The sequence below is a fragment of the Nitrobacter vulgaris genome, assembly GCF_002028545.1.
In the GTDB taxonomy this organism is placed as follows: domain Bacteria; phylum Pseudomonadota; class Alphaproteobacteria; order Rhizobiales; family Xanthobacteraceae; genus Nitrobacter; species Nitrobacter vulgaris.
In genome coordinates, this window is sequence record NZ_MWPQ01000049.1 from 1 (window position 1) to 12548 (window position 12548).

Annotated in this window: 12 protein-coding genes; 4 read left to right on the forward strand and 8 right to left on the reverse strand. The window is 56.5% G+C overall.

Annotated features, from left to right (window positions below):
* Positions 1 to 361: 361 nt before the first annotated feature.
* Entirely contained in the window at positions 362 to 541 is a 180-nt protein-coding gene (locus tag B2M20_RS12775; protein WP_244553508.1) for a hypothetical protein, read from the forward strand.
* Positions 542 to 563: 22 nt separating this feature from the next.
* On the opposite strand, the gene purU is transcribed toward B2M20_RS12775, so the two are convergent.
* A complete protein-coding gene (purU, locus tag B2M20_RS12780) occupies positions 564 to 1421 on the reverse strand; it encodes a formyltetrahydrofolate deformylase (protein ID WP_079447435.1) in 858 nt (285 codons plus the stop codon).
* 131 nt (positions 1422 to 1552) lie between these two features.
* On the opposite strand from purU, the gene B2M20_RS12785 reads away from it, so the two are divergent.
* Together B2M20_RS12785 and B2M20_RS12790 are read left to right on the forward strand one after the other, a co-directional pair.
* Entirely contained in the window at positions 1553 to 2380 is an 828-nt protein-coding gene (locus B2M20_RS12785; protein ID WP_079447665.1) for a uroporphyrinogen-III synthase, read from the forward strand.
* Positions 2381 to 2590: 210 nt separating this feature from the next.
* Positions 2591 to 4387, forward strand: coding sequence for an acyltransferase family protein (locus B2M20_RS12790; RefSeq protein ID WP_079447436.1), 1797 nt, complete (start codon positions 2591 to 2593; stop codon positions 4385 to 4387).
* A gap of 59 nt (positions 4388 to 4446) precedes the next feature.
* Here the strand turns inward: B2M20_RS12790 and B2M20_RS12795 are convergent, their stop codons facing one another.
* Positions 4447 to 5799, reverse strand: coding sequence for an O-antigen ligase family protein (locus tag B2M20_RS12795; protein WP_079447437.1), 1353 nt, complete (start codon positions 5797 to 5799; stop codon positions 4447 to 4449).
* A 535-nt stretch (positions 5800 to 6334) separates the two neighbouring features.
* Between B2M20_RS12795 and B2M20_RS12800 the strand changes: the two genes are divergently transcribed.
* Positions 6335 to 7087: a glycosyltransferase gene (locus B2M20_RS12800; RefSeq protein WP_244553509.1), complete on the forward strand. Its 753-nt coding sequence runs from the start codon at positions 6335 to 6337 to the stop codon at positions 7085 to 7087.
* A gap of 99 nt (positions 7088 to 7186) precedes the next feature.
* Here the strand turns inward: B2M20_RS12800 and B2M20_RS12805 are convergent, their stop codons facing one another.
* From B2M20_RS12805 to B2M20_RS12830, 6 genes are read right to left on the reverse strand one after another with little or no spacing between them, the layout of a single operon-like run.
* Positions 7187 to 7933 carry a sugar transferase gene (locus B2M20_RS12805; RefSeq protein ID WP_079447439.1) on the reverse strand — a complete coding sequence of 249 codons (747 nt, stop codon included), beginning with the start codon at positions 7931 to 7933 and terminating at the stop codon, positions 7187 to 7189.
* A 24-nt stretch (positions 7934 to 7957) separates the two neighbouring features.
* Entirely contained in the window at positions 7958 to 8875 is a 918-nt protein-coding gene (locus tag B2M20_RS12810) for a transketolase family protein (protein WP_079447440.1), read from the reverse strand.
* Positions 8872 to 9729 carry a transketolase gene (locus tag B2M20_RS12815; RefSeq protein ID WP_079447441.1) on the reverse strand — a complete coding sequence of 286 codons (858 nt, stop codon included), beginning with the start codon at positions 9727 to 9729 and terminating at the stop codon, positions 8872 to 8874. Before B2M20_RS12815 ends, B2M20_RS12810 begins: the two co-directional genes overlap by 4 nt.
* 54 nt (positions 9730 to 9783) lie before the next feature.
* The gene (locus B2M20_RS12820) at positions 9784 to 10545 is read right to left on the reverse strand and encodes a TylF/MycF/NovP-related O-methyltransferase (RefSeq protein WP_079447442.1); all 762 of its coding nucleotides are present in this window, start codon (positions 10543 to 10545) and stop codon (positions 9784 to 9786) included.
* Between the two features lie 31 nt (positions 10546 to 10576).
* The gene (locus B2M20_RS12825; protein WP_079447443.1) at positions 10577 to 11692 is read right to left on the reverse strand and encodes a DegT/DnrJ/EryC1/StrS family aminotransferase; all 1116 of its coding nucleotides are present in this window, start codon (positions 11690 to 11692) and stop codon (positions 10577 to 10579) included.
* A 34-nt stretch (positions 11693 to 11726) separates the two neighbouring features.
* Positions 11727 to 12506: a class I SAM-dependent methyltransferase gene (locus B2M20_RS12830; protein WP_079447444.1), complete on the reverse strand. Its 780-nt coding sequence runs from the start codon at positions 12504 to 12506 to the stop codon at positions 11727 to 11729.
* Positions 12507 to 12548 lie beyond the last annotated feature (42 nt).

Here is a 12548-nt window from a genome sequence, read left to right on the forward strand (position 1 = left end):
TTAGCCAAAAGTAATCGCGACTCATGAGGGGCCTCCTGTCGGAGACCGTGAATCACAAACTCAGCGCAGAAGGAATCATTTTATGGGTCCAGACCCTAGTCAGGCAGCGAGGACGGTGGTACGAAAGTCCGCGCTAGCCAGTATCAGAATACCTGATCGTGCGCGAAGTTAAGCCGCAATTTTTTAGGAACGTAAGCCATTCAGTATCTGGAACGAACGGACGACGTCCCGCAATCTCCACTCCGGGATAGTAATTGTCATGACATATTCGACGCACCAAATCCCGATCCTGCTTTGCGCCCTGTTGACCCTATGCAACTTGGGTGGATGCGGCAGTATTAATTCGCATATGGCAGCCGGGATGGGGGACGCGATTCCGCACTGGGCGGGCGGCCTTCCCGCCGACGCGCCGCCGCGGCCGGGGACCGCGAAATACGGCGAGATGATGAAGCAGCGCGAACGCGAGCGTCTGGAACCGAAGGCAAAAGATTCCAGCACCACCCAATCAGCAGACGGTCATGCGATGGCCCCAGCCAAATGAACCTCGGCAACCGAGGAGCGACTCAATCCATGAATACCACGGTCTTGCGGCCGTTCAGAATCACGCGGTCGTCCAGGTGATGCCGGATTGCCCGCGCCAGCACTCGTCGCTCGATATCGCGACCCTTGCGGACCAGCGTATCGGGCGTATCGCGATGGCTAATGCGCTCGACGTCCTGATCGATGATCGGGCCCTCGTCGAGGTCGCTGGTGACATAATGCGCGGTTGCGCCGATCAGCTTGACGCCGCGCTCATGGGCCTGGTGATAGGCTTTCGCGCCCTTGAACCCGGGCAGAAATGAATGATGAATGTTGATGCATCGACCGGAGAGCTTGGCGCTCATGTCGTTCGACAGAATTTGCATGTAGCGCGCTAGCACCACCAGATCGGTGCCGGTTTCCGTCACCAGCTTCAGGACCTCGGCTTCTTGCGACGCCTTGTCTGTCACCGGAAAATAGTGAAACGGTATTTCGCCGAAATCGAGATGCGCATAGGTCTCGCGTCGATGATTGGAGACGATAGCGGTCGGAATCATCTGCAGTTCGCCCGTGCGCCAGCGATAGAGAATATCGACCAGACAATGATCGGACTTCGACACCAGCAGCATAACCTTGCGGAGTTCGGCACGATCGCGCAACTGCCAGGTCATGTGGAAGCGCTCGGCGATCGCATCGAACCCGGTTTGGAGCGCCGGGAGCCGCACAGCGAGATCGGCGGCATTAAACACCACCCGCATGAAGAAGCGGCAGGTCTCGGCATCGTCGAACTGCTGGGCATCAATGATGTTCTGGCCGTTGTGAGCCAGGAACGTGGACACTGCGGATACGATCCCGGGCCGGTCGGGACAAGAGAGCGTCAGCACGAATTGATGGTGGGGCATGGGACCGGACGATAGTGATAAAACTCGAACAGGCCCCCTGCTCTATCACCCACATTGGCCTTGCGCCACTCATCCTGCCAGAGAGACAATCAATACGGTAAAGCGATCAACACCTGACCTCCTGGGTGACCATGACTGACAGGCTATCTGGTTTCCGTATCTTGATCCTTGAAGCGCGCGAAGAAGCGCAATTTGCCCGCTTACTGGCAGAGCAAGGCGCCGAAGTGTTGCAATGCCCGATGTTCACCATTCGCGACGCGCCCGACTCCTCGCAGGTCGAGGACTGGATCAGACGCTGCATTCGGACCCCGCATGACGATCTGGTGCTGACGACCGGCGAAGGGTTGAGGCGCCTCGTCAAGGCTGCGCGGCAGATCGGCCTCGATCAGGAGTTTATCACGGCCGTTGGTCAAGCCCGCATGTTTGCGCGCGGCCCGAAGCCGAACAAGGCGTTGCGCGAGATTGGGCTGGAGGCCACGATCACCACCGAAAAGCCGACCTCCGAAGGCATCGCCGAGATGCTGGCGCGGTTCGACCTCGACGGCCATCGCGTCGGCGTGCAGCTTTATCCAGATCGCGACCACAGCGCACTGCTTGGAAAAATCAAAGCGCAGAATGCAAGTATCGATCCGGTGGTACCGTACATCTACGATGCGAGCGCGGCTGAGGCCAACATCGTCGAAGCGATCGGAGAAATGGCAGACGGCCGGGTTGATGCCGTTGCACTGACGAGTTCGGGACAGGTTCGCCGACTGGTGGAGGTCGCGCGAATCCATGGCTGCGAGGACCGCTTGCGCGCCGGGCTCGACCGCACCAAGATCGCGTCGGTCGGGCCCGTGGTCTCGGAGGAACTGAAAACCTACGGCCTGCGCACCGATATCACGCCCGCAAACGATGCGTTCTTCATGAAACCGCTGATCTCGGCGATGGCGGTAGAGTTCGACAGGACAAGTACTTAAGCCTTCAAGCACGAATAGTTCGATTCGTGTCGTACGCTGACGAGGCGCGATGACTTTGAACCGCGCCGGTGGTAGGTGGCGCAGCAATGCTATCGAATTCACCTTCCCAGCATCTGGCTAAGCGAACCTCACCATAGGCTTCAGCATGAGCATTGGATTGGACCGCTGGTTGGCTGTGCTGACGATTCGATCTGTGCTTTAAGCCAGATCATGCGAGTAGATATTCAAGCTCTCCGGGGCATAGCCGTCTCGATTGTGGTACTATTCCATGCCGAAATGGGCATCTCAGGCGGATACCTGGGAGTCGATGTGTTTTTTGTGATCTCCGGATATTTGATCACGGATCTAATTTGCAGGCAGCTTGACGCAAGGCAATTTTCTTTTGCCGAATTCTATTGGAGACGAGCTAAGCGCCTCCTCCCGGCGGCTTACGCGACTTTTGCCCTTACCACTCTGGCAATGGTCTATCTCGCAACCAGCACCGAACTCTTCTCGTATCTTCAACAACTGATCGGTGCCGTAACGTTCACGGCAAATTTCGTACTGGCTGGGCAGATCAATTACTTCGACACGAATGCTGCCCTAAAACCGCTTCTGCACGTATGGTCTCTAGCTGTTGAGGAGCAGTATTATTTTCTCGCGCCGATCATACTCTGGGGCACCCCAAAGAATCTGCGCGTCCGCGTTATTGCCGCGCTGTTGGTCATTAGCCTTGTTCTTTGCTTCGCTTTCGCAAGAAGCAAACCAAGCTTCGCGTTCTTTATGCTCCCAACGAGATCATGGGAAATATCTATAGGAGCACTGGCAGCTTTAATCTCGATCGTCCCCTCTAACATTCTTGTGCGCCGCATTCTGAGCCATTCGTCGGTTCTCATTCTCGCTCTTATCGCAGTTTGGAGCGTAGATAAAATTCACCCAAGGACAGACGCGCTGATTATCTGCATCGCGACTGCTATTATCATCCAGACAAGGCCAACCATCCTGAATAGTGGCCCGATCGCCTACACCTTCTCTAAGCTAGGAAACATCTCGTATTCTCTCTATTTAGTGCACTGGCCGATCTTCTCGCTAGCTCATCAAGTGTATTTTGGACCACTTCCCTTCTCACTTCGCATTTCTTGCGTCATCGCATCAATCGTGTTGGCTACACTTATCTACGTGTGCATCGAACGCCCAATACACCGGTCCAACCTTCAGCCAAATTGGCCGATCATAGGTACGGCCGCTGCCGGGATCGCGATTACGATCGCAATTTCGGCATCGTACCTTGATCGAGGCCAAACCAGTTGGGCTGTGCTTCGCAAGCCAAACGAAGGCTTCGGAAGACCATGCGACCAGAACGGAAAGCCTTTTGCAATCCGACGCGAGTGTCAGGACGCAGAAGAGCCAAAAATCGCCGTTTGGGGAGATAGCTTCGCGATGCACTTGGTAGATGGCCTTGCCGCGCATGACCAAGGATATGGCATTATTCAGTTGACGCGAAGCACTTGCGAGCCAACATTTGATTCATTGCCAGACGCTGATTGCTCTTCGTTTAACCAATCTGTGTTCGAATATCTCCGCAGAATAAGCAGCATCAAGTATGTCGTTTTATCGACCGCCTACGACCCGATAAAACTTGCGCAGACAGTTCAAAAACTTCGGACGACAGGTAAAAAGGTTATTTTTGTCGCTGCTCCGCCGTCAATAGGCGTGGATTTTTCGCGATGTGTTGAACGACTCAACACTGGTCTTCATACATTCAATCTCTCGGCTCAATGCAATTTCCGTTTGGATGCAGCAAACAAACACGGTTCGATATTAGCGAGCGGAGCACAAAAACTCTCGTCATTGGTGGACGTCTCTGTGATCTGGCCAAGTGACGTTCTGTGCGAGGGGGGCATCTGCCGAACCAGTGACGGGCATTTCCCTTTGTACGCCGATTCCGATCATCTCTCTAAATATGGATCAATCTATTTTGCAGAGAAAGCCAAGCTACTTGCAAAAGCGATTGCGATGGCGAGATGATTTAGACCTCCAGACACTGAACCACGATCTAACTTTCTGCAATTTTCCAACTCGTTAAACTAACCGCGCGGATCCAATACGGCGTTGCGCGACGTCATGCAGACTAGCATGATGAAAAATGTACAGACCACCGCCGCCGGCTTCACAAAGAGAATGCTCTCCGTCAAATTGGCGATCAATAGATAGGTTACCATCGCAAGCCCGATCGAAAAGTACGCCGCCGACAGGCGCCTGGAGCCGGCATCGACAACGTTGGTGCGAATAGCCCGGACCAAGATGACCGCGATCAACGTGAGGTTCAACAGCCCGCCGAGAATGCCGAAGCTGACAATGTCCTGAATATAGCCGTTGTGGAATTGAGTCAGCGGTTTGATCGACGGATTGACCGCGAAAATACCGATGAGCTGCGATACATCGGGGCCCCAGCCGAACCAGGGCCTCTGAGCGATCAGATTGATTCCTAGCAGGTCGAGCTCGAGCCTTTCACTGACCGAGCTGCCGCCAAGAAGAAAACCGGCAATAGCGCTGCCGGACTTGTCCGATGCCGCGATCGTCATCATCCGGCCTGCAACGGACGGCAGGTAATACATCGTGACCGCAGCCATGACGACGACCAGACCAACGGCAGCCCACGCCAGCTGTCCGGTCTTGTAACCCCTTGAAATTCTTGTTCGTGCGAATGAAGCAAGGAATACCAGAAGCGCTGCGGTAGTCGCGATAAACGCAGTGCGGCTGGGCAGGACGATAAGCGCCACCTCCAGCGCAACGAAAATCATCGCTAGAAGAACTAGACCGATAACGAGCTTGCATGAGCGTGGACGTTCCGCAGAGATGATATGACAAAACAACGCGACCGTTCCAAGAAGGGAAAGGCCGCAGGTCAGCGCCGCGTAATTGCGATTGAGCCTCCCGATGCTGCCCTGGCGATTGAAGGCATCGAGAAACTTTTCGACTTGATACATCTTTGGCGCGGTAATATCGAATGGCCCATTGCGCGCCAGAATGAGAAGGCCGCCGATGACGAGGCCACCTAGAAACAGGGTCACGAGCGTGTCCCTGTGCAGCCGCAGACGATCGCAGGCGGCGCTGAGCGGAATGGCTAGCAGCGGGCCCAATGCGATAGGGAGGTGTTTCCCCAGACTTCCGAGGTGATGTCCTGGCAGTCCCGCTGAGGTCGCATAAATGGCGGACGCAACGACGAAACCTATCCAGACAAATCCGAGAGCTAGCGGCCCATGTGCAAAACTTACCCGTCTGCGCGTCAGCAGAAACAGCGCCGCAACGGCAAGTGCGCCGAGAAGGATTTCACAGACCGAAGTCGCATTGAACGAAGTGATCGCGATTGCCGGAATGCACGCGATGGTGAGGTAGGCCTCATGAATAGAGCCTGAATTAGCCGAGTCGTCAGACAAGCTGGGCACGCTATCAGACACGGAACTCTTTCATGGAAGCTCGCCAATTTCCGAGAATCGGCCGGATCGCTACACTCACAACATTGCAACTATCCGATATATGATGGCTTATACGCTGGGAAGTGGGTACTCTCATGGCATTTGCGATGGGCAGCCGGCCGATTTAAAAGGAAGACGAAATTTGAAGATTGCGCTGGCCCTCTTTCAGCTCGATCGTCGCGGCGGCAAAGAACGCGACTGTTTGGCGGTTGCCAGATCGCTGGCGGAACGAGGTCACGATGTGACAATCGTAACTACGTCGCGACCTGCATCCGAAACCAGGCCATACAGGATCGCCACTGTGCCGAGACGGGGACTGACAAATCATGCGTTAGCCCGCAACTTTGCCCGCAAAGCAATGAACTACTGTTCCGAGGTGGGATCGGACGCGTGCCTGGCATTCGAACGGATCCCGGGCGCTGAGTTTTATTATGCGGCCGACAATCCAGCTGCCTCTAAGGTTCGCGGTGTTCGATCGCTGCTGCCGCGTGGTCGAATGAGGCTTGCGCTCGAGCGCGGTGTTTTCGAACGATCGCCATGCCCGTTCTTTTTTTTTCTCACCGAACAGCAGCGCTGCCAGTTTGGCGCCCTTTATCGCTTTGACGCATCACGCAGTGTGGTTTTGCCGCTCATTCTTCACGACGATCGCTACGACATGGTCGCAGCCGGTAGCGACCCGGCTCGCATACGCCAGCAACTCAAATTGCCAGCCACCGGCCCGGTAGCGATTTCGATCGCGGTCAGCTCCGCCTTCGACAATAAAGGCGTGGATCGCTCCCTCACAGCCCTTACGCATCTGCCGGATTTATACCTGGTCGTCGTCGGATCGAATGACCGCCGCTTAAAACGCCGGGTCAAGTCGTTGGGACTCGAGCGACGCGTGCGTATCGTTCCCCACGCGTCGAATATCATCGAGCTGATTGCAGCGGCTGACGTTCTTGTCCATCCCGCACGTTCTGAGGCGGCAGGCCAGGTAATCGGTGAAGCGCTGCTTGCTGCAACGCCTGCGATAATCTCGAGCGTATGCGGCTACGCGCCTTGCGTCGAGCGCTCCGGTGCCGGCGTCGTTCTGGAAGAGCCTTTTCGCCAGGACGCGTTTGAGCAAGCCATCTCTGGCACCCTCGCGCGACTGCCCGTCGCACGGGCGGCAGCGACGCGCGAATCGCAGCGTCTGCAGCATGAGCGTGGAAAGTGGCTCGCCGTTATTGGCGATGAAATCGAGCGACGAATCGGCAGCGGTAGTCGATGACGTCCCGAATTCGATCGAGTGCTACGGCATGCGGCGGCAAGCTCGGGAGAACAATGCCGAAGGGCTTGAAACCCTATTATTTCGATTTGTCTCGCACGCCTACGAGGCGTGGTGACTTTGAACAATGTCAACCATACCCGGCGGTGGAAACGCGAGAAGCGGTTTGTCCCGGCGCGCGACGTCAATCAGCTTTGGATCCGCATTGCTTTTCACGAGAATTCGATGGACGCCGTCAAGCGCAGCGGGCTTGTTCACAAGCGCAATGATCGTCATAAAGATCAAGCGGATGTTAAGTAATATGCTGCGATTTTCCACATAGAAAAGTCCCAAACGGCTTTTCCATGGACGAATGATCTGCTCGTAAAGCAAGTCGGGGTCTGAAGACCCACGCAGGATTTCGCCTTCATCGGAGAACACGATCGAGGCGAGATCGGTGATCCCAGGCCGCACGGTCAGTAGCTTTTTCTCTTCCGAACTGTAATTAGCAACGGCTTGGAGAACGTTCGGACGTGGGCCGACGAGACTCATGTCTCCTTTCAGCACGTTCCATAGCTGGGTGATTTCGTCGAGCTTGTAGCGGCGGATGAGATGCCCGACGCGCGTAATCCGCATGTCGGTATTCGATGTCGAAGCGACGCCAGTGCGGTCAGCGTTCTTGACCATGGAACGCAGCTTGACCATCTCGAACGGCCGCTCACCGCGTCCTGCACGCTTCGCGACGTAGAACGGCGAAAACCCATCCTGCCACCAAACCGCCACCATCGCCGCAACGATGAGCGGCGAAAATACGATGAGCCCGATCAGTGCCAACATGACATCGAGCACGCGAATAAAAAAGAAACGCATGATCCCCGGCGGCTGCAGCCGTCCCTAACCGATCAATTTACGTACGGCCGCACTGATTGCCGTTGCGCCGACCCCATAATAGTCACGCAGAAATTGCTGATTGCCGACGATAGCGGAATACACACCGGCCAAGCCGAGGCGCCTGAATTTCACGCCGAGGCCGATTTCCACGCAAACCTCGGCGACCGCCCCTCCGAGACCACCACTGACCTGGTTTTCCTCGACGGTGAGGATCGCCCTGGTGGCTGTCACGGCGTCGCGAATTTCGTCGACATCTACCGGCGTCAGGGTATGCATGCTGACCACCCTCGCGGAGATGTTCTGCTTCGATAGCTCTTCTGCTGCCGTCAAGGCATCAGTGACAACGCCGCCCGCGCCAATGATCGTTACGTCCCGGCCATCGCGAAGCCGCCGCGCCTTCCCGATTTGGTAAGGAATGCCTAAGCCGGAAGTATCGATCGGAACCTCCTTCTCGATCCGAAGGTAGCCGACGCCCGGCGTGGTGACGAGGGCACGCACTGCGTGGCGAGTTTCGAACCGATCGCAAGGCACAACCATGGTCAGGCCAGGAAGCGCACGCATGATCGAGATATCCTCGGTCGCATGATGCGACATACCCAGATTGCCGTAGGTGAAGCCGCCGCCGCTGCATACAACGTTGACATTGGCGCCGTGATAGCAGGCATCATTCCGGATCTGCTCAAGACAACGCAACGTCGAGAAGTTTCCGATAGAATAGGCGAAGATCTTCCAGCCATCCAGCGCAAGACCGGTGCTGATCCCGATCATGTTCTGCTCGGCAACCCCGACATTAAGAAATCGCTCTGGAAACCTTTCGACGTATTTGTTGAAAATGCCAAAGCCGAGATCGGCGGTCACGAGCATGACGCGCTCGTCCTCGTCGGCAAGCTCGATCAGAGTATCAACGAAACCGTCCCTCATGGCCGTGGCCGTGCCTTCTCCAACTCCGCCACTGCGGCCGCATACTCGTCACCCTGTGGGGTGCGATAGTGCCAGAGCACGGAATTTTCCATGAAGCTTACGCCGCGTCCCTTCGTGGTGTGCGCGATGAGAAGACTTGGTTTTCCGGCCTCGAACGGTACGCGAGACAGGCGCTGCGCCAACGCCGCGTGATCGTGCCCGTCGATCTCCTCCACCGCCCAGTTGCAGGCCATAAGCTTATCCCGCAACGGCTCCAGCCGTAGGGTATCGTTGACTGAGCGCAGGCTCTGGAGCTTGTTATAGTCGACGATCGCGATGAGATTATCGAGTCGGTGATGCGCGGCGAACAGGAAGGCCTCCCAGTTCGAGCCCTCGTCGCATTCGCCGTCGCTCATCAGCACAAAGGCACGATGCGCCGATTTACGCTTCTTCGCGCTGAGCGCCATTCCGGTCGCAACCGATAGACCATGACCCAGCGAACCTGTCGACAGTTCGATTCCCGGAATCCCCTTGTGGGAGATATGCCCCGACAATAGCGAACCATTGATGCAGTACTTCTTCAGCTCTTCGGTCGAGAAGAACTGCATTTCCGCCAGCGCGGCGTAGAGCGCGCAACCGGCATGCCCCTTGCTCAGGACAAAGCGGTCGCGTGCCGGATCGGAGGGATTGAGCGGATCGACCGACAGAATGGAATCGTAGAGCACGGCAACGATATCGGCGATCGAGAAGATCGAGCCGATATGAGAGGTCTTGGCACGATTGACCATATCAACGGCGTGGCGGCGAATGCGCCATGCCAGCTGTGTCGCATTCTCCCAGCGATTGGCTGTTTCGGAAGTGATGGTATCCGTCATGATCCGATAGATGCCTTACGTCTCTGGATCCCGCACTCCGCCAATGCGCGTCGTCTAGTCTAATACCGCGTAGGCGATGTACGGGTCGAAAGAAAATCGCTGCAACCGCAGCCTATGGCGCTGACAGAATTCGACCATGGCCAGCGTTTCGCCGGGCCACAGCGGATTGTCGAGCTCGTCGAATGCAATGATGGCGCCTTTGGGCATTCGGGGAACGAAATTCTCCAACGCGACCTTGGTACCTTCATAGAGATCAAAATCGAGGAACAGCAGCGACACCACGAGGTGCGGATGCTCGCTGACAAATTGCGGAATCGTCTTGGCGGCGTCGCCCTTGACCAACTTGACCTTGGGAATGTGCCCGATAAAGCGCGTGGAGTCATGGACCGCGCTAAGCTGCATGATCTCGTCGTAGCTGTCAGCGGCCAGGTCGCCAGCTTTCACATGCTTGCTGGCATCCGCGACATCCTTCACATCGAGATCGGGAAAACCGCCGAATGTGTCGAAGCCGTAGATTCTGCGCGTTAGGTTGACAGGCTCCATGATGGCCGAGAGCTTGGCCCAGGTCATGATTCCGAACCCCTGATGCACGCCACATTCGACAATCGAGCCCTTAACCTCGACGACCTGCTTGAAAATCTCGTAAAGGGCGAGGAAGCGGGTTAGGTTCTGCCGCCGGACATATTTCGGAAAGTTTTCGATTTTTTTTTCCCAAGGCAGCACGTTGGCGTCGAACAGTGCCTTGTTGCGCGCAGCCTCCTGTTGCTCGGCTTCAGTGCGAAAACCGCCGGCCACTGCGGGTTCCTTCTCACTCATGTCAAGCTCCCGAACAGACAGGGATTGGCGCTCAGGCGTTTTCGCGCCGATAGAACCTTGCGATGGTATCGCCGATGTAGGCGACTGCCTCGTCATCCACTGACACATTCATCGGTAAAAGCAAATACCGCTGCGTCATACGTTCTGTGTAAGGCACGTTGCCGCCCAGTCCGAGCTTCTCGAACTGGTGAATGGTGTAGCCGCCCCATTGGATGATTGTGCCGATGCCCCGGTCCTGAAGATGAGCCTTGAGCCCGTCGCGATCCTCCGCCTCGATCTCATAGTTCTGGAAAATATCAAAGTGATCCGGCTCTGAGTCGGGCGACGGCGGCAGCCTGAGTTCCGCAATGTCCTTGAGCCGCTCGTGATATTGCCGAGCGATCGACCGGCGCCGCGCAATCTCCTGATCGTAATATCGAAATTTGACGTTAAGAAGCGCGGCCTGGATGTTGTCAAGCCGCGAATTGTAGCCCCATGTTTCAACCTTGCCGGATTTGCCGCGACCGTGATCGCGCAGTGTCCGGGCGCTTTCGGCAATAACGTCGTCATCCGTAATGATGGCTCCACCGTCACCGAAGCAACCGAGCGTCTTGGACGGATAAAACGAGAAGGCTCCTGCCACACCAAACCGACCGGCATGTTTGCCGCGGAACTTCGCACCCAGTGCCTGACAACTGTCCTCGACGATCGTGAGGCCACGTTCCGCCGCAAGCGCGCAAATCGCATCCATGTTTGCGACGCGTCCGTTGAGCTGGACTGGCATGATGGCGCGAGTCCGGCTCGTGATCGACTTGGCGGCCGAAGCTACATCCATCAGATGATCTTCACCGCAATCGATAAGGACCGGTGTTGCACCCGCATGATGCACAGCAGCCGCGCTTGCCACAAAGGTATGCGACGGCACCATAACTTCATCGCCCGGTCCGATCCCGGCAGACCGTAGTCCGATCAACAGGGCCATCGTTCCATCCGCGACGCCGATCGCATGTCGCGCGCCAGTATAGCCCGCAAGCGTCGCCTCGAAGTCCTCGAGATCCTTTTGCATGATAAACGCGCCGCGCCCACTCGCGCTCTGGAAGGCCTCAACGAATTCCGTCTGATAAAGACGAAACAGCGCCGGATAGTCGAAAAACGGTATCTTCTTCATTCATGATCCGTGCCGTAGCACGCTCCTGGACGACTCAAAGACGCTGGGCAGCGCAGTAGACGACCCTGTGCCGCCGGTCGGGAACACCGGCCGGGACTGGGTCCGGCGGTGCATAATCAATCATCCCCTCGCCGATCTCGATCGGCATGCGCACAAGAGAGCCGAACACGATCCGCTTCAGGAACTTCTTCCCGTTCATCGTCTTAGGCATCAGATTCATTGCAACGACCGCTTTCTTCAGCGGCACCAGCGCGCGCTGCCAAAGCGGAGCCGCCTCATAGGTCCAATAGCCGAAAAAGGTCGTGGTGAACCCGGCCGGATCGAACAACCGGCCTAGTTCCACAACGCCATGATAGGTTCGTGAATAAGGGCTTGGGTTGAAGTCAGGCATGTCTTTGTTGGAATTCGTCACCAGGACGTACCCACCCGGACGAAGCACACGGCGGCATTCCGCAACGAACGCGGTCGGCTCCGGCAGATAGTACAGCGCTTCGAAAATAATGACCACGTCGAGCGAACCGTTGGCGAAAGGCAGTGCCTGCGCATCGATGGTTTGCGTCGGCACGCGGTCGCCGTAGTGAGCGCTGACACGTTCTACCAGCGCGGGATTGATGTCCCCGGCCTGGACAGAACGAGCGCGCTGCGCAAGGTAGCCCAACCCGAACCCGCTGCCGCAGGCGACCTCCAGCACGTCCTTTCCCTTGCAATAAGATGCAGCCCAATAATAGCGATGACAGGCGCTTGCCACCTGCTGTCGCGTCACCTCGTCGCCAGCAAGTTCGGTGATCGTGGTGAAATCCGTAGCCGTTTGCATACAACCATCAAATAAACTGTATTTTCAGTGTATTACAGGCTC

What these genes read in the sequence shown, in the direction of transcription:
- B2M20_RS12805 (WP_079447439.1), bottom strand. Translation starts at nt 7,933, where the DNA reads ATGCGTTTCTTTTTTATTCGCGTGCTCGATGTCATGTTGGCACTGATC.
- B2M20_RS12785 (WP_079447665.1), top strand. Translation starts at nt 1,553, where the DNA reads ATGACTGACAGGCTATCTGGTTTCCGTATCTTGATCCTTGAAGCGCGC.
- B2M20_RS12775 (WP_244553508.1), top strand. Translation starts at nt 362, where the DNA reads ATGGGGGACGCGATTCCGCACTGGGCGGGCGGCCTTCCCGCCGACGCG.
- B2M20_RS12820 (WP_079447442.1), bottom strand. Translation starts at nt 10,545, where the DNA reads ATGAGTGAGAAGGAACCCGCAGTGGCCGGCGGTTTTCGCACTGAAGCC.
- B2M20_RS12825 (WP_079447443.1), bottom strand. Translation starts at nt 11,692, where the DNA reads ATGAAGAAGATACCGTTTTTCGACTATCCGGCGCTGTTTCGTCTTTAT.
- purU (WP_079447435.1), bottom strand. Translation starts at nt 1,421, where the DNA reads ATGCCCCACCATCAATTCGTGCTGACGCTCTCTTGTCCCGACCGGCCC.
- B2M20_RS12800 (WP_244553509.1), top strand. Translation starts at nt 6,335, where the DNA reads ATGAGGCTTGCGCTCGAGCGCGGTGTTTTCGAACGATCGCCATGCCCG.
- B2M20_RS12815 (WP_079447441.1), bottom strand. Translation starts at nt 9,729, where the DNA reads ATGACGGATACCATCACTTCCGAAACAGCCAATCGCTGGGAGAATGCG.
- B2M20_RS12810 (WP_079447440.1), bottom strand. Translation starts at nt 8,875, where the DNA reads ATGAGGGACGGTTTCGTTGATACTCTGATCGAGCTTGCCGACGAGGAC.
- B2M20_RS12790 (WP_079447436.1), top strand. Translation starts at nt 2,591, where the DNA reads ATGCGAGTAGATATTCAAGCTCTCCGGGGCATAGCCGTCTCGATTGTG.
- B2M20_RS12830 (WP_079447444.1), bottom strand. Translation starts at nt 12,506, where the DNA reads ATGCAAACGGCTACGGATTTCACCACGATCACCGAACTTGCTGGCGAC.